Source organism: Flavobacterium sp. MEB061, assembly GCF_000834715.1.
Taxonomy (GTDB): Bacteria; Bacteroidota; Bacteroidia; order Flavobacteriales; family Flavobacteriaceae; genus Flavobacterium; species Flavobacterium pectinovorum.
In genome coordinates, this window is record NZ_JXQR01000014.1 from 142,739 (window position 1) to 166,568 (window position 23,830).

The 23,830-nt window shown below is 33.0% G+C and carries 20 protein-coding genes; 12 read left to right on the top strand and 8 right to left on the bottom strand.

Annotation, left to right across the window (positions count from 1 at the left end):
• Nucleotides 1-19 precede the first annotated feature (19 nt).
• The 4 genes from RT99_RS06220 to miaB all read right to left on the bottom strand — a co-directional run bounded on the left by RT99_RS06220 (nucleotide 20) and on the right by miaB (nucleotide 3,994).
• Entirely contained in the window at nucleotides 20-523 is a 504-nt protein-coding gene (locus RT99_RS06220) for an LptE family protein (protein ID WP_042563869.1), read from the bottom strand.
• 100 nt (nucleotides 524-623) lie between these two features.
• Nucleotides 624-1,880, bottom strand: a complete 1,257-nt coding sequence (locus RT99_RS06225; RefSeq protein ID WP_042563870.1) for a sigma-54-dependent Fis family transcriptional regulator — start codon at nucleotides 1,878-1,880, stop codon at nucleotides 624-626.
• A 50-nt stretch (nucleotides 1,881-1,930) separates the two neighbouring features.
• Complete coding sequence (locus RT99_RS06230; RefSeq protein WP_042563871.1) at nucleotides 1,931-2,452, bottom strand: YcxB family protein; 522 nt, start codon at nucleotides 2,450-2,452, stop codon at nucleotides 1,931-1,933.
• A gap of 96 nt (nucleotides 2,453-2,548) precedes the next feature.
• Complete coding sequence (gene miaB, locus RT99_RS06235; RefSeq protein WP_042563872.1) at nucleotides 2,549-3,994, bottom strand: tRNA (N6-isopentenyl adenosine(37)-C2)-methylthiotransferase MiaB; 1,446 nt, start codon at nucleotides 3,992-3,994, stop codon at nucleotides 2,549-2,551.
• Between the two features lie 541 nt (nucleotides 3,995-4,535).
• Between miaB and topA the strand changes: the two genes are divergently transcribed.
• The 8 genes from topA (at nucleotide 4,536) to RT99_RS06275 (ending at nucleotide 15,574) form a co-directional block, all read left to right on the top strand.
• On the top strand, nucleotides 4,536-7,052 hold the full coding sequence (gene topA / locus RT99_RS06240) for a type I DNA topoisomerase (RefSeq protein WP_042563873.1): 2,517 nt from the start codon (nucleotides 4,536-4,538) through the stop codon (nucleotides 7,050-7,052).
• Nucleotides 7,053-7,055: 3 nt separating this feature from the next.
• Complete coding sequence (locus tag RT99_RS06245) at nucleotides 7,056-8,207, top strand: formimidoylglutamase (RefSeq protein WP_042563874.1); 1,152 nt, start codon at nucleotides 7,056-7,058, stop codon at nucleotides 8,205-8,207.
• Nucleotides 8,208-8,470: 263 nt separating this feature from the next.
• Nucleotides 8,471-9,871, top strand: a complete 1,401-nt coding sequence (gene gldK / locus RT99_RS06250) for a gliding motility lipoprotein GldK (protein ID WP_042563875.1) — start codon at nucleotides 8,471-8,473, stop codon at nucleotides 9,869-9,871.
• A gap of 66 nt (nucleotides 9,872-9,937) precedes the next feature.
• The gene (gene gldL / locus RT99_RS06255) at nucleotides 9,938-10,585 is read left to right on the top strand and encodes a gliding motility protein GldL (protein ID WP_042563876.1); all 648 of its coding nucleotides are present in this window, start codon (nucleotides 9,938-9,940) and stop codon (nucleotides 10,583-10,585) included.
• A gap of 52 nt (nucleotides 10,586-10,637) precedes the next feature.
• A complete protein-coding gene (gldM, locus tag RT99_RS06260; RefSeq protein ID WP_042563877.1) occupies nucleotides 10,638-12,179 on the top strand; it encodes a gliding motility protein GldM in 1,542 nt (513 codons plus the stop codon).
• A gap of 44 nt (nucleotides 12,180-12,223) precedes the next feature.
• Nucleotides 12,224-13,213, top strand: a complete 990-nt coding sequence (gene gldN, locus RT99_RS06265; protein ID WP_042563878.1) for a gliding motility protein GldN — start codon at nucleotides 12,224-12,226, stop codon at nucleotides 13,211-13,213.
• Nucleotides 13,214-13,436: 223 nt separating this feature from the next.
• A complete protein-coding gene (gene gldN / locus RT99_RS06270; protein ID WP_042564058.1) occupies nucleotides 13,437-14,426 on the top strand; it encodes a gliding motility protein GldN in 990 nt (329 codons plus the stop codon).
• Nucleotides 14,427-14,500: 74 nt separating this feature from the next.
• Nucleotides 14,501-15,574 (top strand): FAD-binding oxidoreductase, encoded by a 1,074-nt coding sequence (locus RT99_RS06275; RefSeq protein WP_042563879.1) that lies wholly within the window; start codon nucleotides 14,501-14,503, stop codon nucleotides 15,572-15,574.
• Here the strand turns inward: RT99_RS06275 and RT99_RS06280 are convergent.
• Entirely contained in the window at nucleotides 15,555-15,938 is a 384-nt protein-coding gene (locus RT99_RS06280) for a DUF983 domain-containing protein (protein WP_042563880.1), read from the bottom strand. The two genes, RT99_RS06275 and RT99_RS06280, sit on opposite strands and share 20 nt — an antisense overlap.
• Before the next feature lie 74 nt (nucleotides 15,939-16,012).
• On the opposite strand from RT99_RS06280, the gene RT99_RS06285 reads away from it, so the two are divergent.
• Nucleotides 16,013-17,926 carry an ABC-F family ATP-binding cassette domain-containing protein gene (locus tag RT99_RS06285; RefSeq protein ID WP_042563881.1) on the top strand — a complete coding sequence of 638 codons (1,914 nt, stop codon included), beginning with the start codon at nucleotides 16,013-16,015 and terminating at the stop codon, nucleotides 17,924-17,926.
• Between the two features lie 355 nt (nucleotides 17,927-18,281).
• On the opposite strand, the gene RT99_RS06290 is transcribed toward RT99_RS06285, so the two are convergent.
• Nucleotides 18,282-19,244 carry an App1 family protein gene (locus RT99_RS06290; RefSeq protein ID WP_042563882.1) on the bottom strand — a complete coding sequence of 321 codons (963 nt, stop codon included), beginning with the start codon at nucleotides 19,242-19,244 and terminating at the stop codon, nucleotides 18,282-18,284.
• A gap of 62 nt (nucleotides 19,245-19,306) precedes the next feature.
• Here RT99_RS06290 and RT99_RS06295 point away from each other — a divergent pair, with 62 nt between their 5' ends.
• Entirely contained in the window at nucleotides 19,307-20,176 is an 870-nt protein-coding gene (locus RT99_RS06295) for a diacylglycerol kinase family protein (protein ID WP_042564059.1), read from the top strand.
• On the opposite strand, the gene RT99_RS06300 is transcribed toward RT99_RS06295, so the two are convergent.
• Both RT99_RS06300 and RT99_RS06305 read right to left on the bottom strand, forming a co-directional pair.
• Nucleotides 20,173-21,327 carry a peptidogalycan biosysnthesis protein gene (locus RT99_RS06300; protein ID WP_042563883.1) on the bottom strand — a complete coding sequence of 385 codons (1,155 nt, stop codon included), beginning with the start codon at nucleotides 21,325-21,327 and terminating at the stop codon, nucleotides 20,173-20,175. The two genes, RT99_RS06295 and RT99_RS06300, sit on opposite strands and share 4 nt — an antisense overlap.
• A 118-nt stretch (nucleotides 21,328-21,445) precedes the next feature.
• A complete protein-coding gene (locus RT99_RS06305) occupies nucleotides 21,446-21,934 on the bottom strand; it encodes a DUF1761 domain-containing protein (RefSeq protein ID WP_042563884.1) in 489 nt (162 codons plus the stop codon).
• Between the two features lie 180 nt (nucleotides 21,935-22,114).
• On the opposite strand from RT99_RS06305, the gene RT99_RS06310 reads away from it, so the two are divergent.
• The gene (locus tag RT99_RS06310) at nucleotides 22,115-22,972 is read left to right on the top strand and encodes a leucine-rich repeat domain-containing protein (protein WP_042564060.1); all 858 of its coding nucleotides are present in this window, start codon (nucleotides 22,115-22,117) and stop codon (nucleotides 22,970-22,972) included.
• Nucleotides 22,973-23,210: 238 nt separating this feature from the next.
• Nucleotides 23,211-23,828, top strand: a complete 618-nt coding sequence (locus tag RT99_RS06315) for an isochorismatase family cysteine hydrolase (protein WP_042563885.1) — start codon at nucleotides 23,211-23,213, stop codon at nucleotides 23,826-23,828.
• Nucleotides 23,829-23,830: the final 2 nt, after the last annotated feature.

The following is a 23,830-nucleotide window of genomic DNA, read 5'->3' on the forward strand; positions in this document are numbered from 1 at the left end:
ATTTAACAAATCAACTTTTTTACCATTTTGCTAATGACTCATTGAAAATATCCTGAGTAATCCTGTCGTAAATTTCTTTGATGGCAGCATTTAAAGAAGACCCAACAAGTTGTGTTGTTCCGGGATAATCTTTGTAGAACTCAAATGTTTTTTCAAAATCATCTGTTTCTTTCTTTTTGTTTGTAAATCGAACATTTATACGAATTGTCAAACGGTTTTGTGCCGCTTGCTGATCTGCAGTTGCAGTCATTGGTGTTGTTCTGTAATCTACAATCTCTCCTTCATAAGTTAAATCACCACCGCTGCTTACCAGGTTTAAATTAGTTTGATTCTGAATTAAATCTTGTAATGCCAATGTGAAATCTCTGTCGATTCCAGGTTCTATCAAATCAGCATTATTCTGAAAGAAATTTACCTGAAAAGTTTCAGCATCAATTTTTCCTGTTCCGGTAAAATTATAAACTCCACAGCCGCTAAAAGTCGTAGCAACTAATAGAATTAAAAGATATTTTAAGTTTTTCATTTTTTATTTTAAGAATTCATTTGCGAGTTCGCTCACGCTTCGGGTCAAAGATATAATTTTCGTTTAAAACATTTTGCGTCTTAGCGTCTTTGTGGCAAAACTATAAATCAAATTGTTTAATTTTTCTATATAAAGTTCTTTCAGAAATACCTAATTCATCTGCAGCAGCTTTACGTTTTCCTTTGTTTTTTTCTAATGATTTTTTGATCATTTCGATTTCTTTTTGTTCTAAACGTAAAATTTCTTCTTCCTCAATAGTCTCGGCAAACAAATAATTGTCGTCCTGAATTTGATAATTGTCTTCACGCGTTGCGGGCGTCATAACTGCAGTTCTTGGTTCTTCTTCAAAATCTATTTCACTGTCATTTTCCTGCGAACCGTATATTTTCTGAATTAAATTCGGATTAATATCCTGCACTTTTGATGTGCCGTTTTTCATTAATTCTAAAGTGAGTTTTTTCAAATCGTTCAAATCACTTTTCATATCAAAAAGCACTTTGTACAAAATATCTCTTTCGGTACTAAAATCGCTTTCTTTCTTTTTATCATTAATTACAGATGGCAAATTACTTCCTTCAGTTGGCAAATACGATTGTAAAGTGGCCAATGTAATATCGCGATTGGTTTCTAAAACAGAGATTTGCTCGGCAACATTTCGCAATTGACGAATGTTTCCGTTCCATCTGAATTTTTGTAAAAGCTGAACTGCATCATCATCTAACTTTAACGGAGGCATTTTATATTTATGCGCAAAATCGGCAACAAATTTTCTAAACAATAAATGAATATCCTCGTTTCTTTCACGCAAAGGCGGCAAAGTGATTTCTACAGTAGTTAAACGATAGTATAAATCCTCACGAAATTTTCCTTTTTCAATTGCATTAAATAAATTCACATTCGTTGCTGCAACAATTCTAACATTTGTTTTTTGAACCTGAGAAGAACCTACTTTTATAAATTCTCCATTTTCAAGTACACGAAGCAAACGAACCTGAGTGGTTAAAGGCAATTCACCAACTTCATCCAGAAAAATAGTTCCGCCATCTGCCACTTCAAAATAACCTTCACGCGTGCTTGTGGCTCCGGTAAAAGCACCTTTTTCGTGTCCAAAAAGTTCACTGTCAATAGTTCCCTCTGGGATAGCTCCACAGTTTACAGCAATATATTTACCATGCTTTCTGTGTGAAAGCGAATGAATTATTCTCGGGATATTCTCTTTACCAACACCACTTTCCCCGGTTACCATTACCGAAATATCAGTAGGAGCAACCTGAATGGCTTTTTCAATGGCGCGATTTAATTTTGGGTCATTTCCAATAATCTCAAATCGTTGTTTTATTGCTTGAACTGTTTCCATGTGTAATTTTGTTTCAAGTTTTTATTTGTTTCAGGTTTCAAGTTTTACCCTTAACTTTTTAAACTTTTCTTTATGTCTATTGAATTAAAAAGAAGTTTTAATTCGCTGTATTGATCGCCTTTTAAGTCTTCTTTAATAATAGGTAATGCAGAAGTTTTAGTTAAATAAATCAATATCCATTTGTCTGTTTCTTTAATTTGAAAACATTCTTTCCAAGGATTTTCTATTCTAAAACTTTCTGCTTCTTGTGTAAATGAGTCTTTTGTAAAAGTTATTTTTTGAAACTCCAGGTTTTTTTTATTTTTAAGAATGTTCTTTTTGATATTATTGATTGTTAGAAAATAGATACCAAACCAAATCAAAATAACCATTCCAAAAGGTAGAAGATCAAAAATATCCCATTTAATATTGGTTTCAGATTGTGTAGTTGATAGAATTATGTTTTGTAAGAGAACAAAAAAGAAAATAAAAATAATGAATTTTACAAAACCCATTCTCGAAAGCAGATATTTAGAAACCTTAACTAAAACATCTACGTTAGGCTTATATTCAATAACGATTTCTTTTTCCATTCTTATTTTATTTGGTTTTTAATAACTCTTAATCAATCTAATATACGTTTCAAGTTACAAAGAAAACCTGAAACTTGAAACCTGAAACAAATTTTCTTAATTCATTTCAGAATATCCAACCGCTTCACCTTTTAAAGTTCCACTAGTACAACTTGTGATTTTTACGTTTACGAAATCTCCAATTTTATAGTTTTCTTTTGGGAAAACAACTGTAATACTTTGAGAATTTCTTCCTGAGAATTCTTCTTTTGATTTTTTAGAAACTTTTTCTACAAGAACTTCAACGATTTGTCCAACGAATTCTTCGCTTCTGAACCAGGCGTGTTTTTGTTGCAAGTCGACAATTTCCTGTAATCTTCTCGCTTTCGTTTCTTCCGGAACATCATCTTCCATTTTTCTTCCGGCCAAAGTTCCAGGGCGCTCAGAATATGAATACATATAACCGAAATTATATTTCACATATTCCATCAAACTCATGGTGTCCTGGTGATCTTCTTCAGTTTCAGTTGGAAAACCGGCAATCATATCTTGTGAAATCGAAGCATTCGGAATAATCGTCTTGATTTTATCAATCAAAGTCATATATTCTTCACGAGTGTGCAAACGATTCATTTCTTTTAGAATTCTGTTGCTTCCGGACTGAACAGGCAAGTGTATGTGTTTACAAATATTTGGATATTTGGCAATAACATGTAAAATACTTTCATGCATATCCTGCGGATTAGAAGTCGAAAATCTGATTCTCATTTTTGGGAAACCTACTGCAACCATTTCAAGTAACTGATCAAAATCTACTGCCGTTGCTTTTTGCATTTCAGAGGCGTTTACAAAATCTTTTTTCAAACCGCCGCCGTACCAAAGATAACTGTCAACGTTTTGACCTAAAAGTGTAATTTCCTTAAAGCCTTTATCCCATAAATCCTGAATTTCTTTCATGATACTTTGTGGCTCACGGCTACGCTCACGTCCGCGTGTAAAAGGTACAACGCAAAACGTACACATATTGTCGCAACCACGGGTAATCGAAACCAAAGCTGTAATTCCATTACTCATCAAACGAACCGGTGAAATATCTCCGTATGTTTCCTCTTTCGATAAAATGACATTGATAGCGTCGCGGCCTTCTTCAACTTCTGCCAATAAATTGGGTAGATCTTTGTAAGCATCAGGACCAACAACAAGGTCGACTATTTTTTCTTCTTCAAGAAACTGACTTTTCAAACGTTCGGCCATACAGCCTAGAACGCCTACTTTCATTTTCGGGTTAATACGTTTTACTGCATTATATTTTTCCAGACGTTTGCGAATAGTCTGTTCTGCCTTATCTCGAATCGAGCAGGTATTTACCAGAACCAAGTCTGCTTCTTCAAGAGTTTGAGTAGTATTATATCCGTTAATCGATAAAATGGAAGCTACGACCTCACTGTCCGAAAAATTCATCGCACAACCGTAACTTTCTATAAAAAGTTTTTTTGTATTCTCAGGCTTATTCTCCAAAACAAGACTTTCGCCCTGTTTGCTTTCTTCAATAATCTTTTCCATTGTATAATTTCAAAGTGCAAAGATAACGCAAAAGGTATAATTGTGACAAGATGGCAGGAAAAAGATTTTAGAATTCTGTCCCGAAGCCTCGGGATAGATTTTAGATAGGTTTATAGTGCCTATAGAAGCCTTTTCTTTAATAAACTTAGTTTCAGATTAAAGGATTAAAAAAGATTCTCAAAGCTTTGCGAACTTCTTCTGAAATTTTTCAGCTTAAAATTAAAACTTAGCGACCTTTGCGTAAAACCTTTGCGGCCTCTGCGGTAAAATTTTAGTGTTTCCAAAAGCATTTAGTATATAAATAATTCTAAAAGCTAAAGTCTGAAATCTAGAATTTAAAATTCCTTCTAAGAAGTTTACTGTTAAAAAAAGAGCATATCTGAACCGTACTTTCTTTAAAAGTTATACCTATATATATAATGCATTACTTTACAGATAAATCTGCAATTTTTAGAAACATAATATCAAAATACCTCAAAAATGCATTATCGGAGTTGATATTTAAAAAAAACTTCTACTTTTGTTGCAGAAAAATAGATCAATGGCAAAGAATTTAGTAATAGTGGAATCACCTGCAAAGGCGAAAACGATAGAGAAATTTCTAGGAAGTGATTTTCAGGTCGAGTCTAGTTATGGACACATAGCCGACTTACCATCAAAGGAAATAGGGGTAGATGTTGAAAATGGATTTAAACCTAAATACGAAGTTTCTCCTGATAAAAAAGCCTTAGTAAGTAAATTAAAGACACTATCTAAAAATGCCGAAATGGTTTGGCTAGCAAGCGATGAGGACCGCGAAGGAGAAGCTATTTCATGGCACTTGGCGGAAGAATTAAAACTAGATGTAAAAAAAACCAAACGAATTGTTTTTCACGAGATTACCAAATCTGCGATTCTTAAAGCAATCGAGAATCCACGAGAAATTGATTATAATTTAGTAAATGCACAACAGGCACGCCGTGTTTTGGATCGTTTAGTAGGTTATGAATTATCTCCGGTTTTATGGAGAAAAATTAAAGGAGGACTTTCTGCCGGACGTGTACAGTCAGTTTCTGTTCGTTTGATTGTAGAAAGAGAACGCGAAATCCAGAATTTCAACGCAGTTGCCAGTTATTCTGTTGTTGCAGAATTCGTAAATGAGGCAGGGAAAGCTTTTAAAGCTAAATTGCCAAAAAATTTCAATACTAAAAAAGAAGCCGAAGATTTCTTAAAACAAAACATCGGATCACAATATAAGGTAGCAGATTTAGAAACTAAACCTACCAAAAAATCTCCAACAGCACCATTTACAACTTCTACATTGCAACAAGAAGCTGCAAGAAAATTGTATTTGCCGGTAGGAATCACCATGCAGCTTGCACAGCGTTTGTACGAAGCCGGACTTATTACTTATATGAGAACGGATAGTGTGAACCTTTCTAAAGATGCAATGGATGCTGCCGAAGCTGAAATCATAAAATCATACGGAAAAGAGTTTTCAAAACCTCGAACTTTTGCTAATAAAAGCAAAGGGGCACAAGAAGCGCACGAAGCAATTCGTCCGACGGATATGTCGCGTCATACCGTAAATATTGATCGTGATCAGGCTCGTTTGTATGATTTGATCTGGAAAAGAACGTTAGCGTCTCAAATGAGTGATGCACAATTAGAAAGAACAAATGTAAAAATTGAAGCTAATAATCACGATGAACTTTTTACGGCTTCTGGAGAAGTTTTGCTTTTTGAAGGTTTCCTGAAAGTTTATCTTGAAGGGCATGATGATGATGAGGAAGAACAAGAAGGAATGTTGCCTGCATTAAAAGTAAACGAAAAGTTAGTAAACAATTATATTACAGCTACAGAAAGATATTCAAGGCCACCGGCTCGTTATACAGAGGCATCTTTGGTGAAAAAATTAGAAGAATTAGGAATTGGTCGTCCGTCTACGTACGCACCAACTATTTCTACTATCATCAACAGAAATTATGTTGAAAAAGGAACTCTAGAAGGTCAGGAACGTAATTATACGCAACTTACTTTGCAAACTGGTAAAGTTGGAGAGAAGTTGCTGAAAGAAAATACAGGTTCTGATAAAGGAAAATTAGTTCCAACAGATATTGGAACAATTGTTACTGATTTCTTGGTTAAAAATTTCGGAAACATCCTTGATTATAATTTTACAGCAAAAGTAGAACAGGATTTTGACGAAATTGCCGAAGGAAATATTGACTGGGCAACCATGATGCAGGAATTCTACAATAAATTCCACCCAAATGTAAAAGAAGTTGAAGCTAACGCAGAACGTGAAAGTGGAGAAAGAATTTTGGGTAAAGATGCTGACGGAAGACAAGTATCCGTACGTTTAGGAAAATTTGGACCAATGGCTCAAATTGGAGAAGCAGACGATGAAGATAAAAAGTTTGCAAGCTTAATGTCTGATCAGAATATTGGAAACATTACACTTGAAGAAGCTTTAAATTTATTCTTGCTTCCTAAAAGTCTAGGTGAATATAAGGGAGAAGAAGTAGAGGTGAGTAATGGCCGTTATGGACCTTACGTGCGTCATGGAAGTGTTTTTATTTCCCTGCCAAGAGGAGAAGATCCGCTTGGAGTTTCTAAAGAAAGAGCTCAGGAATTAATTGACGAAAAAGCACTTGCTGATGCGCCAATTGCAGTATATAAAGGAGAAGCTGTTCAAAAAGGAGTGGGGCGTTTTGGTCCCTTCATTAAATGGAACGGTCTTTTTGTAAACGTAAGCAAAAAATACAATTTTGATAATTTATCGCAACAAGATGTTGAAGAACTAATTGAAGATAAATTACAGAAAAATATAGATAAAGTTCTTCACAATTGGGAAGACGAAGGAATTTTGGTTGAAAAAGCACGTTGGGGCCGTTCGGTGATTACGAAAGGTAAGATCAAAATTGAATTAAGCAAAGATGTTGATGCTACACAATTGACATTAGCTCAGGTTCAGGAAATGATTGCAGCTAAAACTCCGGCAAAGAAAACGCCAGCAAAAAAAGCAACAACCGCAAAAAAAGCACCAGCTAAAAAAGCAGCTGCAAAAAAGAAATAAAAAATGGAATTTGATTTTCTAGAACCAGTTAACGAAGGAATTTTAAAATTCATTAGTTCGTTGTCTTCTCAAGAATTGGGTAGTAAAATTGTTTTGCACACACAGGATCAGTTTCCGGACATAAGCAAAATTACTATTGCTATTGTTGGAGTTTTAGAAGATCGTAGAAATATTGATATCGTTAATGAAGTAAACCTGACGGCTGTTCGTAAAAAGCTTTATGGCATGTTTCCGGGTAATTGGGATGCTTCTATTGCTGACTTGGGAGATATTCTTGCAGGCGATTCAGTTGAGGATACTTATTTTGCACTTAAGAAGGTAACTTCGGCATTAATTAAGAATAAAGTGATTCCTATAGTCCTGGGAGGTTCACAGGATTTAACCTATGCTTTGTATCGTGCTTATGATGATTTAGAGCAAATGGTTAATATGGTTGCTGTAGATAACAGATTTGATTTTGGTAAGGAAAATGAGACGGTTTCAGCCAATTCGTATCTCACAAAAATCATAATTGATGAGCCAAATAATCTTTTTAATTATTGTAATATCGGATATCAAACCTATTACAATTCTCAGGAAGAAATTGATTTGATAGAAAAATTGTTCTTTGACGCATACCGATTAGGTGAAATTTCGAATAATATAGCTCTGGCAGAGCCTGTTTTTAGAGATGCTGATTTAGTTAGTATCGATTTGAATTCGGTAAAATCATCTGCTTCGGGTAATAATGTTACTTTTGAACCTAATGGTTTTAATGGTAAAGAGATCTGTGCTTTAGCAAGATACGCGGGAATTAGTGATAAAGTTTCGTCATTTGGAATCTTTAATCACAATAATACCGTATATGAGTCTGCAATGATTGCGCAAATTATTTGGTATTTTATAGAAGGGTATCATTATCGTTCTAAAGAGTATCCTTTTGGAAGCAGAACGAACTATTTGAAATATATAGTTCCAATGGAAGATGAAGAATTAATTTTTTATAAAAGTGACAAAACTGATCGTTGGTGGATCGAAATTCCATTTGAATCAAATGGTCACAATAAATTGAAAAGAAATACGTTATTACCCTGTTCTTACGACGAATATTTGTGCGCTTGCAACCAAGAATTGCCGGAAAGATGGTGGAAAGCGCAGAGAAAAAACGCTTTGTAGAGCAAAAATTTAACGAAAATCAGAAAAATAGAATTTTTGTAAAAATTTGTTAAATAAATTTAGTAAGTTAATATTTATAAAATATAAAATTTAACGTTTTACGTCGGTTTTTTGCGTTAGTTTATCGACAAAATATTTTTTTTTTATTTTATTTAACATTATTTTTGAACGGTGAAATAAATTTCGTGAGTAGTGTTGTTTTTTTAATAAATAATAAATACGTTTACGGACTTATAATAATGAATAGATAATCCCAAATTTATATGAAGAAGTTTATTGCATTTGCAGCAATTTTAACACTAGTAATCGGCTGTGGTAAGTCAGGTGACAAAGGAGAGTTAGTTGGTGTTACAGGAGGGAAATGGCATCCCGAAAAGCCATATGGAATGACTTTGGTTCCAGGTGGATCATTTATCATGGGTAAATCAGATGCTGATTTAGCTAATGTTGAGGATGCTCCAACTAAAACTGTAACAGTTCGTTCGTTTTACATGGATGAAACTGAAATCACTAACAGTGAGTATCGTCAATTTGTAGAATGGGTAAAAGATTCTACAATGAGAGTGCGTTTGGCTATTCTAGCTGATGAAACTGGTCAAAAAGCATCGTCAGATGGTAAAGGTAAAAAAGCTGGAAGTATTGCTGATTATGCATTTAACGATTCTGAGCCAGATAAAATGACGGCTTACGATAAGTATATGTATGATAACTACTATAGTGTTGGAACAAAAGATGATCCTTATGCTGGTAGAAAATTAAACAAAAAAGTTAAGTTAATTAAAGATACAAAAGGTTATCCGGATGAGTATTATACTGAGGTAATGGACTCTATGTATTTGCCAATTGAAGAATCATATAATGGTTTAAGAACAGTTGATGTAAATAAATTGAAATTCCGTTATTCTTGGATGGATATTCAGGCTGCAGCAAAAGCTAAAGTTGGAAAAAGAAAAGACTTTGTAAAAACAGAGCAGGTGAGAATTTATCCTGATACTACTGTGTGGATTAAAGATTTTGCTTACTCATATAATGAGCCAATGCATAATGATTATTTCTGGCACAAAGCTTATGGAGATTACCCTGTTGTTGGAGTTACATGGAAACAAGCAAAAGCATTTTGTGCTTGGAGAACTTTAAATAAAAACAGCTACATTAAATCTAAGAAAAAAGGACGTGACTTAGTAAACTCTTTCAGATTGCCAACTGAGGCAGAATGGGAGTATGCTGCAAGAGGAGGTCTGGAATCTGCTACTTATCCTTGGGGTGGTCCTTATACTAAAAGTGACAGAGGTTGTTTCTTAGCAAACTTTAAACCAAGCAGAGGAGATTATGCTGCTGATGAAGCTTTGTATACAGTTGAGGCTAAATCATATGAAGTAAATGGTTACGGATTATACAACATGGCAGGAAATGTTTCAGAATGGACGGATTCAGCTTATAATCCAAATGCTTACGAATATGTTTCTACAATGAACCCTAACGTAATTGATGGAAACAACCAAAGAAAAGTGGTTCGTGGAGGATCTTGGAAAGACGTTGCTTACTTCCTACAAGTAAGTACTCGTGATCACGAATACGCTGATTCTGCTAGAAGTTATATTGGTTTCAGAACTGTACAAGATTACATGGGAACTCAAGTAACGGGCGGAAAAAAGAAAAAGTAAATTATAATTAAATCAATAACCAAATCGAATCTATTTTAAATTAAAACCTAAAAAAAAATTATCATTATGGCATTATTAAGTAAAAAAGCAATGAATTTCGCTTATGGTATGGGAGCGGCAGTAGTAATCGTTGGAGCATTATTCAAAATTACTCACTTTGAAATTGGACCATTAACAGGTACTGTAATGCTTTCTGTGGGATTGTTAACTGAAGCGTTAATCTTTGCCCTTTCTGCTTTCGAACCAGTTGAAGATGAATTAGACTGGACACTTGTTTACCCGGAATTAGCTAACGGACAAGCTAGACAAAAATCTGACAAAGTAGAAACTCCTTCTGATGCTCAAGGATTATTGTCTCAAAAATTAGACGTAATGTTAAAAGAAGCTAAAATTGACGGTGAGTTAATGTCAAGTTTAGGAAACAGTATCAAAAATTTCGAATCAGCTGCTAAAGGAATTGCTCCTACTGTAGATTCAATCGCTTCTACTAAAAAATATAGCGAAGAATTATCTATGGCTGCTGCTCAAATGGAATCATTAAACAGCTTATACAAAGTTCAATTAGAAAGTGCTTCAAGAAATGCTGAAGCTAATAAAGAAATTGCTGACAATGCATCTAAATTAAAAGAACAAATGCAATCTATGACTGCAAACATTGCTTCTTTAAACAGTGTTTACGGTGGTATGCTTTCTGCAATGAGTAACAAAGGATAATTAGTTTTTGACTATTATATTAAAATTATTAATAAGAACTAATTAGAAAAAAATGGCAGGAGGAAAATTAACCCCTAGACAGAAGATGATTAACCTGATGTATCTGGTTTTCATCGCAATGTTGGCAATGAACGTATCGAAAGAAGTAATTTCTGCTTTTGGTTTGATGAATGAAAAATTTGAAGATGCAAACACTTCTTCAGTTGCAACAAACACTTCATTATTGACATCTTTAGATCAAAAAGCTGCTGAAGCAAAAGGAGAATTCGCTATTGCTGCAGTAACTGCTCACAAAGTAGAAGCTATCTCAAAAGGATTTTATGATTATATAGCAACTTTAAAGGCTCAATCTATCAAAGGTTTTGAAGTAGAGAAAGAAACTGGAAAATTGCCTTATGAGGCAATGGATAGAGGAGATAATATCGACGACTGGTTTACAGGAGACGGTTACACTAAAAAAGGTAACGATATTATTGCTGCAATTCAAAAATACAAGGCAGACATGAAAGCTGCTTTAGGAACAGATAAAAAATATGCTCCAATTATCGCAGAGATTGAAAAAAAATTCGATGTTTCTGATGTAAAAAATAAAGAAGGTGTAAAACAAAAATACTTAGATTACCACTTTAAAGGTTTCCCTGCAATTGCTTCGGCTGCAAAACTTTCAACTTGGCAAAATGACGTTAAAAAAGCTGAAACTGATGTTTACAACAGTGCTTTAGGAAAAGCTGCGGTTGCTGCTGCTTCTTACAGTAATTATCAGGCGATCGTTGTTTTAGATAAAAATGCTTATTTTCAAGGAGAAAAAGTAACAGGTAAAGTAGTTTTAGGTCGTTATGACGAAAACACAAAACCAACTTCATTCCAAGGTCCTGGACAAATTGTTAACGGACAAGCTGTTATTTCATTAACTGCAGGTGGTGTTGGAGAGCAAGATATTAATGGACAATTTACATTCTTAGAGGATGGTAAAAACATTCCACTTAAATTTGCTGGAAAATATGTTGTAGTACCAAGACCTAACTCAGCTACTATTTCTGCTGATAAAATGAATGTTGTTTATAGAGGAGTTGTTAACCCAATTTCTGTATCTTTTGCTGGTGTTGATGCTAACAAAATTGTTGCAAGCGCGCCAGGATTAGCTTCTGCTGGTAAACCAGGTAAATATAATATGAGCCCGGGTCAAGGAACAGAAGCTACAATTTCTGTTACCGGAACATTACCAAACGGAGATAAAGTTACAGATAAGAAAACATTTAGAATTAAAGGTATTCCTGGACCAACAGGTACAATTAGAGGTGAAATGGGTGTTGTTAAAGGGCCTAAATCTAACTTAGAAATTGCTACAATTGGTGCTAAATTACTTGATTTTGATTTCGAAGTTGGTTTAGATGTTGTTGGATTTAACTTAAAAGTTACTGGACAACCTACAGTTGTTGTTTCTGGTAACAGATTAAATGCACAATGCAAGCAAATTCTTTCAAGAGCTGGAAAAGGAGATCAGGTTACTATTTCTGAAATTAAAACTAAACTTGTTGGAGCTGGTAGTTATTTATTACCAAGAACTGCTCCGGTAATTTACGAAATACAATAATAAAGTAGGTAAAACTACGTTCAATATCTTATAATGATACCACGATGAAAGTAAGAAATTTTTTAATAGCTATTGTTTCTATTGCAGGAGGATTTGCTGCTAACGCGCAATCTAATTTGCTTAATGCAAAAACACCTGCACAAATAGGACTTAAGACTCCTGCACAGCTTATCTCAGATAATGACAAACCGTTAGCTTACGGTTATGTAGATGACAGAGATGTATTGATGGGAAAAACTACTTGGGAAATCATTGATTTGAATGAGAAAATTAATTTTCCATTATACTTTCCGGTAGATACTGCTAACATTGGTGCTGACAGACGTTCATTATATGACGTTTTGACTAAAGCTATGAAAAATGGCAAGATAACTGAAGTGTACTCTGATAGTTATTTCAATACTAAAAAATCTTTGAAAGATATTGAAGGTTCATTATCTCGTATTGATACAACAGATGCTGGTAGAGAGTTAATCAATCAATATCCTGATGACTACAAAACACGTGTTGTGAAGAAAAAAGTAGTTACTGGTACTGGTAAAAAGAAAGTGGTTACTTATGTTGATGAAACAGTTGGGCCAACAAGAACAGTTCCTGCTGAGTATGTCTTAAGACAGGATCTTACTTCTGCAGATGTTACACAATACAAAATTAAAGGATACTGGTATTTTGACAAACGTCAGAGTGAATTGAAGTATCGTTTATTAGGTATTTGTCCTGTAACTCCGGACGTTTATACTATGAACAGTGACGAAAAGGATTATATTGAGTTGTTCTGGATTTTCTATCCTAATTCAAGAGAAGCTTTGCATGAAGCAAAAGCTTTTAACGATAGCAATTCAGCATTACCAATATCTTTCGATCAAATTTTAAATTCAAGACGTTTTAATGCTGTTGTCTACAAAGAAGAAAACTTGTACGGAGATCGTGAGATCAAAGAATACATGAAAGATAACGCGCAAAATCAGTTGTTAGAATCTGAGAGAGTGAAAGAGAAAATCCGTAACTTCGAGCAAGATATGTGGAACTACTAAGTTCTAAATCAAAATTTTATAAAAAACTCTTACTATATTTGTAGTAAGAGTTTTTTTTTGCCCCATCTTAATTAAAATTATTGATACCTGAAATTGGTTGGATTTTTTAATCCTTAATTCCCTTTTGGAGAAATTGTTAAATTTTATTGTTTTTTTTATTTATGTAGGAAAAATAACAATAAAACATGTAATTTTACGTTTGAAATGTTTTAACGATATGATGATGGATATAAAGAAAATTTTAGTTGCTATTATATGGGTCTTAGGAAGTTTTGTTTCTAATGCACAGTCGAATTTGCTTAACGCAAAAACAGCTGATCAAATTGGGCAAAAAAGCCCTGCTCAGCTTATTTCAGACAATGACAAGCCATTGTCATATGGTTATGTTGACGACAGGGATGTTTTAATGGGAAAGACAGTTTGGGAAATTATTGATTTAAACGAAAAAATCAACTTTCCATTATATTTTCCCGTAGATTCTGCTAATATTGGTCCAGACAGACGTTCCTTGTATGATGTTTTGACCAAAGCCATGAGAAATGGAAAAATAACAGAAGTGTATTCTGATAGTTATTTTAATACCAAAAAAACTTTAAAAGATATTCAAGGCTCATTATCTCGTGTTGACACAACAGATGCGGGTAGAGAACTGATTAATCAATATCCTGATGACTATAAGACACGGGTAGTGAAGAAAAAAGTAGTAACTGGAACAGGTAAAAAGAAAGTCGTAACCTATGTTGATCAAACTATAGGGCCAACACGAACGGTCCCTGCTGAATATATCTTAAGGCAAGATCTTACAGCAGCAGATGTTACACAATATAAAATTAAAGGATATTGGTATTTTGACAAACGTCAAAGTGAGTTAAAATATCGTTTATTAGGTATTTGCCCTGTAACTCCGGACGTTTATACCATGAATAGTGACGAAAAGGATTATATTGAATTATTTTGGGTTTTCTTCCCAGATGCACGGGTTGCATTGCATGAAGCAAAAGCTTTTAATGATGCTAATTCGGCTGTACCAATTTCTTTTGATCAGATATTGAATTCAAGGCGATTTAATGCAGTTATCTATAAAGAAGAAAATATGTATGGAGATCGTGAGATCAAACAATATATAAGAGATGATGCGCAAAGTCAATTGTTTGAATCTGAAAGAGTAAAAGAGAAAATCCGTAATTTTGAGCAAGATATGTGGAACTACTAAGTCTCTATATGCATTATAACAAAAACTCTTAGTACTTTTGTATTAAGAGTTTTTTTTCTTTTACCTATTACAATATGTTTGATTATTTAATTGTCGGATCTGGATTAGCCGGAATTTCATTTGCTGAAATAGCCCTTAAAAACAATAAATCTATTTTAGTAATGGATAATAAATCGCAAGCTTCTTCAAGAGTTGCTGGTGGTTTGTATAATCCGGTTATTTTAAAACGTTTCAGTGAAGTTTGGAATGCAGAAGAACAATTGACTTTAATGGACGAATTTTACAATGATATTGAAAGAAAGCTACAAACGAAATTTAATTTCAGGCTTCCTATTTTAAGGAAGTTTTTTTCGATTGAAGAGCAAAATAACTGGTTTGCTGCTTCGGATAAAAAAAAACTTGCACCTTTTTTATCTACAAAAATAATTTCTAAAAAATATAGTGGTATTGACTCTCCATACGATTATGGAGAAGTATTGCATACAGGATATGTAGACACGGCATTATTATTAGATACCTATAAGAAATACTTACAAGAAAATAATCTATTAGTTGAGGAATCTTTTGACTCTCTCTACGTTGAATTTTTTGATTACGGAATTCAATACAAAAATATAAAAGCCCGCAATATTATTTTTGCAGAAGGCTTTGGATTACATAAAAATGCTTTTTTTAATTACTTGCCTTTGGATGGAACAAAAGGTGAACTACTTGTTATAAAAGCACCCGATTTGGACCTTAATGTTATTGTAAATACCAGTGTATTTATATTGCCAATGGGTAATGACTTGTTTAAAGTAGGAGCAACTTATAATTGGCAGGACAAAACCGATTTACCAACTGAAGAAGGAAAACAGGAGCTTATTGATCGTATTAAAGAAATTCTGATGTGTGATTTTGAAATCATACAGCATTTTGGTGGAGTTCGACCAACGGTTAAAGACAGAAGACCTTTGATTGGAACACATCATGAACGTAAATCGCTGCATATTCTTAACGGATTAGGAACGCGCGGCGTAATGCTTGGACCTGCTATGGCAAAAGCTTTATTTGATAATATTGAAAATGATATTCCTTTAAGTCCTGAAATTGATATTAAAAGATTTCATAAAAAATATTTGAAAACGCTTATTTATGACCGGCCTTAGGATCGTACGAAACAAACATATTAATGTATAAGTTTCTTGAAAGCCTTAAAACAAATGGAAATAGAACAACTAATGAGATGACTATAGCCAAAAATGATTGTTCTATAGTAACTCCAAAAAACACAAATGAAACAATAAAAGCCGCAATTCCCACAGCAACATTCAATCCGTAACTTACATACATTGCACCGTAAAAAAACGATGGTTCAATCTGATATTTTAATCCACAATGACTACAATGATCGTTCATTTTTAGAACTTTAGTCAAATGAAGCGGATTTTTGTCTAAATACATACTTTCTTTTTGACATTTTGGACAACTTCCTGTTAAAATACTATTTAGTTTGGATCCTTTTTTTAACATTTGCAAAAAATTAATATTCCCATTGATTTGGGATTGTAAATTTACAAAATCAATTAGTTATAAAATAACAATACATGCTTAATATACATAATTTATCGGTTTCTTTCGGAGGTACTTATTTGTTTGAAGAAGTAACTTTTCGGTTAGGTGCCGGTGATCGGGTAGGACTTGTTGGAAAAAATGGTGCAGGAAAATCTACCATGCTTAAAATGTTAGCAGGAGATTTTGCTCCTGACTCTGGAGTTATTTCTCAGGAGAAAGATATCAGGATGGGGTTTTTACGTCAGGATATCGATTTTGAACAAGGAAGGACCGTTCTTGAAGAAGCTTACGAAGCTTTTACAGAGATAAAAATTGTTGAAAAAAAACTGGAACAAATTAATCACCAATTGGTTACCAGAACCGATTATGAAAGTGAAGAATACAGCCAAATCATTGAAGACTTATCAGATTACACACACCGTTTTGAACTTTTAGGAGGTTATAATTATGTAGGTGATACGGAAAAAATTCTTTTAGGATTAGGTTTCAAAAGAGAAGTTTTTAATAACCAAACTGAAACATTTTCAGGAGGTTGGAGAATGCGTATCGAATTAGCCAAATTATTATTGCAATCAAATGATGTATTGCTTCTCGATGAGCCAACGAATCACCTGGATATCGAAAGTATCATTTGGTTAGAAGGTTTCCTTCGCAATTATCCTGGTGTTGTGGTGATTGTATCGCACGATAAAATGTTTTTGGATAATGTTACGAATCGTACAATCGAAATTTCATTAGGAAAAGCATATGATTTTAATAAACCCTATTCTCAATATTTAGAATTGCGCCATGAAATTCGTGAGAAACAATTAGCTACTCAAAAGAATCAGGCTAAGAAAATTGAAGAAACAGAAAAATTAATCGAAAAATTCCGTGCAAAAGCTTCAAAGGCTTCAATGGCGCAATCATTGATTAAAAAACTAGATAAAGTAGAAAGAATTGAAGTTGACGAAGACGACAATTCTGTAATGAATATTTCTTTTCCTGTTTCAAAAGAACCTGGAAGAGTGGTTGTTGAAGCTGAACATGTCACTAAAGCGTACGGCGATAAAGTTATTTTAAAAGATATCGATTTATTGGTAGAACGCGGAAGCAAAATTGCTTTTGTTGGTCAAAACGGCCAAGGAAAGTCAACCTTCATTAAAGCTATTGTAAATGAGTTTGAATATCAGGGAAATATCAAATTAGGGCACAACGTTCAATTAGGTTATTTTGCTCAAAATCAGGCAGAATATCTTGATGGCGAAATTACATTGCTACAAACAATGGAAGATGCCGCAATGGACACCAATAGATCTAAAGTGCGTGATATGTTAGGTTCGTTTTTATTCCGTGGCGATGATGTCGAGAAAAAAGTAAAAGTACTTTCAGGAGGCGAGCGTAACCGTTTGGCACTTTGTAAGTTGTTGTTGCAGCCAATCAACGTTTTGTTGATGGATGAGCCTACGAACCACTTAGATATCAAATCTAAAAACGTTTTAAAAGCAGCTTTGCAAAAATTTGGAGGAACTTTATTATTGGTTTCTCACGATAGAGATTTTCTGCAAGGAATGTCTAACATTGTTTATGAATTTAAAGATCAAAAGATAAAAGAATATTTAGGAGATATCAATTATTTCTTAGAACAGCGCAATCTTGAAAACATGCGCGAAGTCGAGAAAAAAGATGTTGCAAAAGCGGCTGCTCCAAAAGAAACCAATAAAGCTTCATACGAAGACCAGAAAAAAGGAAAAGCACTTCAAAACAAATTAAGCAAAGTCGAAAGTCAAATCAAGCAATTAGAGAAAGACATTCAACACGATGATAAATTGCTGGCTTCTAATTACGACAAACATATCGAAGATGCTTCGTTTTTTACAGCATACAATAAAAAGAAAAAAGACCTTGACCAATTACTTTTAGACTGGGAAGTGGTTCAGGAAGAGATTGATAATTTTAATGCTTAATTAATTTTCAGTATCAGTTTCAGTTTTTTGAAATGAGATTTCATTATATAAACCTTTATTGAAGTTTTGAACTTTGATAAAGGTTTTTTTATGATTTTCAGGAGCTATCCAGCTTTCCGTTACATCCCGATAGCTATCGGGACACTAAAAAAACTATTTTTCTAAGCCATAAAACGAGCTTCCGCTGGTCGCTGTTTTCCGGCAAGAAAAATTAGTTTTTTTTAGCTCTGGGCTTTTCACTTCAATCTGGGCTAATTGAGTCACAGTTTTCAGTTGCAGTTTTCAGGTTTTAAGTTTGATGTTGAAGTTGCACGTTACAATAAGAACTTGAAACATGAAAACCGAAACAAAAAAACTACTTTATAATCCCAATAGATTTAGAATGCATAATTGCCTCACTGCTATCTTTAAAATAACAAACTGAAACTTCTAGATTTTCTAAATTTTTCAAAATAGTCTTCGTAGCTTCTTTTTTACGTTTGCCGGTTTGTCTAATATAAACCGCTTTTACCGTTACGGGAAATATTTTGCAAATACGCTCATATAAAATCGGATCATGTTGCGAATCGTCTCCCAATAAAACATATTTAAGATTGGGGTAAAACTCTAAAACATGTTTTATTTTATCAAATTTATGATCATGGTTTCCTCTTCCGCTCATAAAAAAATCAGTAATGCCGCGTTTAATATCTTTCAATAAAATAACAGCTCTTGGTAATTGATGTATTTTGGTGAATCTTGTAATAAATTGATACAAATTCCATTCACTGCTCGAAATATAAAAAAAGGCATTTTGCTCATCTTTATTATTCCTTCCGGCTGAGCTTAAAGCCTGATAATGCGGAACAACATCTTTAAATACTTTTCTATCGTTTACATTTTTAAACAAAAGAATGTATATTTTTTTGAAGATATTTTTGGTGTGCGAAATCAAAAAAGTGTCGTCAATATCAGATATAATTCCAAGATTTCCGTCGTGAGGCCTGATGAAACTTCCTGTAGCAGATATAATTTCAGATTCGTATTTGATATTTACTTCATATTCCATCCATCCAAAATCAAATTCTTTTTCTATCGGAATGCAAAATTTAAAATAACCATCGTCTAATGTTTTTGAATGTATTTCCTGATTGCCTAATTTTAGATAAACATCATGATTTTTAATAGTTTTTATTCTGAACTGATTGATTATTGATTTGGCATTTTTTAGGTTTTTTTTCTGAAAATCGTATTCATAAGTCCTTTTAAAAACGTGTCCCATTACAATTAATTCTTGTTCATTAGCATAACCGCGATATAATTGTAGGATTGGTTTCATTAATTGTGTATTTTTATGTAGACTGTAAATTAATTATTTTAATCGGTTTAAAAAATAAAATTTTGAAAAAGAATATCATATTTGTTGTAAACCCAATTTCGGGAGATCTGGATAAAACAGATTTAATAGAAGCCGTACAAGAGTTTGCAACTACAAATCATTTTGATCTTGAAGTTTATGAAACTACAGGCAAAAGCGATTTAAGACAAATACAATCACTTTACGATCAATATAAGCCAGAACGAATTATTGTTGCCGGAGGTGACGGGACCATAAAAATGGTTGCCGAAGCGATGGAAGATCACGATATTATCATTGGAATTTTGCCTGCAGGCTCTGCAAATGGCCTGTCAGTTGATTTAAGTTTGCCGACAACGATCGAGGAAAACCTAAAAATTGCCTTTCTCAATCATTATATCGAAATGGATATGATTTGTATTAACGGCAAAAAAAGTATCCATTTAAGCGATATTGGTATTAATGCAGATTTGGTAAAAAATTACGAACAAAGTAATCTACGCGGAATTTGGGGTTATGCATTGCAAGCCTACACAACTTTGGTTGAATCTGCCGCACCTTTTGTAGCAACTATTACCACGAATAAAGAAACAGTGGAACATACAGCCAGAATTATTGTAATTGCCAATTCGCAGAAATACGGAACAGGCGTTACGATCAATCCAAATGGTGCTATGAACGATGGCAGATTTGAATTGGTGATTTTAAAAAGTCTGGATGTATTATTGCTCGGAAAAATTATTACCGGAAATATGCCTCTAGATTCAGATGATGTGGTAATTATCTCGACAGATAAAGCGACTATAAAAACGGATTATCCGGTTAATTTTCAAATTGATGGAGAATATTGCGGTGCTCAAACCGATTTAGAAATTCATATTTTACACAAACAAATGAAAATTGCGGTTCCTTAACTAATTTCTTTATATGGATTTCGCTCTTTCCAATCGGTTTTTGGTTCTAAATAATCGAATAATTTACCAATGTTTTTATTAATTAACGCATTAGTATGTGTAATTAAGCCGTACATTTTTAATGGTTTTGCACCAACAGAACTTTTTATTTCGAGAGCTGTTCGTGCAAAAACTATTTCGGTAAAGCCCTGATTGATAGAGTACGCAATCATGTCGTAAAGCATATTAAGATACAGCATTTTTTCGCGTTGAATACTTTCGTCGTAGCCCAGGAAATAAGTGTCCATTACAGTTCCGTTTTTAATTAAAGTATTGAAGCCAATTAGTTTTCCATCTAAAAAATAACCGTAAAAAAGAAAATTCTCTTTCATGATTTCCTTAAAAGTGCTGAAATGATTTTTAGCCAGAAAGAAAGTATTGAAAGGTGCATTTTTGGCGACATGGGAGTAAAGATCATAAATCACATTTTCATGTTTGATAATCTCTTCCAAAGGCATTTTCCTTTTTTCGATGCCGTCCATTTTTTTTCTTGCACGTTTATATTGATCCCGATATTTTTTAGAGAGTGCATCAATATAATCTTGTTCTGATTTCCATTTTTTATTGATTTCGAAAATCATATTAGGCTGAGTCGAAAACGTAAAATTATTTTTAAATTCAGCTTTTAATGGTTCTATTTCACTTTCGGTAAAATCTTTTATGCTGGTAATATGCACTTTTTTGCCAATTGACTTAAGTTCTTTTTTAAGTTCATTAATGGCTTTATGGAGTGTTTTAATAATTTTAGACTGATTTACATTTTCGACAAATGAAAATGCATTTTGGCCAGTCAGCATATTGTTGCCAATAAATAAAACATGTGATGCAAATTTTTTGAAGGCAAAATTACGTACAGATGTTTTTAAACATTGGTCGCGTTCGCCAAAAGATTCCAGTTTTTCTGTAAACAGAAATTGGGTTAAAGCAATTCCAACTAATTTTTCACTTTTAAAAATTCCGATAAAATGGCAAATCATATTTACCGGAGAAGATTTTTCAAGCACTTCGAGGTATTCCCGAGTCAAGAAAATGTTTTTAGTTGCAAGCGAATTCCATTCTAAGGGTAGTAATGATGCGCTTTTATATATTTGAAAAGAATAAGTTGTATTCAAGAGTAATTGCTAATTTGTTCAAAATTAGATAATATTTATAATAACAGGACTTGTTTAAGTTATTATTAAGAAAAACCCGTTTAAGATTTACTTTAAACGGGTTTTGATTTTTATATTTTTAAGCAAATGCACAAATAATACCGCCCATTAAAGTTAGTGTAACAAGCCAGTATCCGGCATGAATAAAAATGTATTTCCATGATTTTCTTTCAAACAATCCATTAATCCCAATTACTGGAAAAGCAAAAAACAGACCGGATATAAACCCATGAAGTGCTCCGTGTTTAAAAGTTCGATAAGCCATTCCGTAATCTGTCATAAATGCTTGAAATGATGGTTTTGCGCTATCTATCATTGGTGGTCCGCCAACCATTCCAATAGCTCCAGACTGGTGAATTGTTAATGACATAAGTGTCATTGTAATCATAACAGAGAAAACATAGGTTAACCCAAAAATTTTGAGCATGTTTCCTGTTCGAAGTTCTTCTTGTGTCAAATTATTTTCTTTCATCCAGATCGTTCCAAAAACTTTTGGATTGTACCAAATAAAACCAACTACAAGGGTTACAATTGCAGCTAATAATAATGCGATAAAGTTAATTTCCATAATATGAGGTTTTTATAATTAGTTGGTCAAATTTAATTAAAATTTAATTTATTTCTGAATATTTAAAAAGTAGTAAAAATACGATTAAATATTTACTTATTAACAGTTTATCTACACCATATGTTTTTTATCTGTAAAAAGTATATTTTTACACGCAGAAACAAACCCCCAAATTTTGTTATGAAAAGCTTAGCCCCAATTTTTCTAGCTTTTATATTTTCATTGAATATTTATGCAGATACTGTTTCAGAAAAAGAGAAAAATGCCTTAATTAAATTTTATAATGCGACAAATGGGACGCATTGGAAAATAAAATGGGATTTATCCACTTCTGTTTTAGATTGGTATGGTGTTCAGGTTGAAGACGGAAAAGTAATCGGACTTAATTTATCTGATAATAATTTGCAGGGAGAACTTCCTTCTGAATTTTTTAATTTGGTATTTTTAAAAAGCATCGATTTGCATCAAAATAATCTTAAAGGGTCATTGTTAAATGCAATTGGAAACCTGAAAGAACTTGAAATTTTGAATATTTCTGATAATAAATTAACCGGATCTTTACCGAAATCTATTTGCGAATTAAAAAAACTTAAAGATTTAGAACTTTTTAAAAATAAAATTTCAGGAGAATTACCATTGGAAATCGGACAGTTAGCACAATTGGAAATTCTTGCTTTGTTTAATAATGAAATTAAAGGCGATTTACCTGGTTCATTATATAAAATTTCTACTTTAAAAGTATTACTTTTGAATAATAATAAACTTACAGGAATTTTGAATCCTGAAATTATAAATTTTCATGCTTTGCAAAATTTAAGTTTATTTGATAATAATTTGGAAGGTGAAATTCCGGGTGGACTTGAAAAATTACATAATTTAACTGAATTGAATTTGTCTCATAATAAATTTAAAGGAACTGTTTCTAAGAACTTAGCCGTATTAGATGTTTTAAATATGACTATGCTTGACGAAAACGGGAATCCTGTTTTACTAGAAATTAATACTGAAAAAGAAACTACAATTGTTACCCAAAATTAATCGTGCTTATGAATGAATTTTACTCTCGTTAACAAGTTGATTAAATATATTTAGTTAATTGTTGAAACCGTAACTCTCGTTACGGTTTTTTTTTGCCGTATTTTTTGATATTTCGATGATAATCATAGTAATAGTGATATTTAAACAATCTTGCTTATTGTAAGTTGTTTAAAATTAATTAGTTATGATTTGGTTTAGGTTTTGAGGCTAAATATTTTTAATTTCTAAATATAAAATTATGAGTGTTTATCAAAATGAAAGAACCGCATTGATATTGATTGATCCTTTTAATGATTTCCTTTCTGAGAATGGAAAACTTTGGCCTTTTGTAAAAGAAACTGTCCAGAATGGAAATGTCGTTCAGAATATGAAAAATGTTTTAGCGGCAGCAAGGAAACATAAAATTCAAATTGTTTATGCACCACATAGACATACTCAAAAAGGAGATTATTTAAATTGGAAATTTTTTTCTCCATCACATAATGGTAGTAAAAATTTGACGCTTTTTGAAGAGGGTAGCTGGGGTGCAGAATTTCATCCGGAACTTTTGCCGGAAGATGGAGATTTAATAGCGCAAAATCATTGGACAGCAAGTGGTTTTGCTAATACTGACTTGGATTTTCTTTTAAAAATGTACGATATCGATCATATTATAATTGCTGGAATGCGAGCAAACACTTGTATTGATTCTACTGCAAGATATGGTGTTGAATTAGGTTATCATGTTACCTTAATTAAGGACGGAATTGGTGCTTTTAATCAGGAAGAAATAAAAGCTACTGTAGAAACTAATTTTCCCAATTACGGGCATTCTCTTTTATCTGCAGCTGAATTTGTAAAATCTTTAGAGTCATAAAT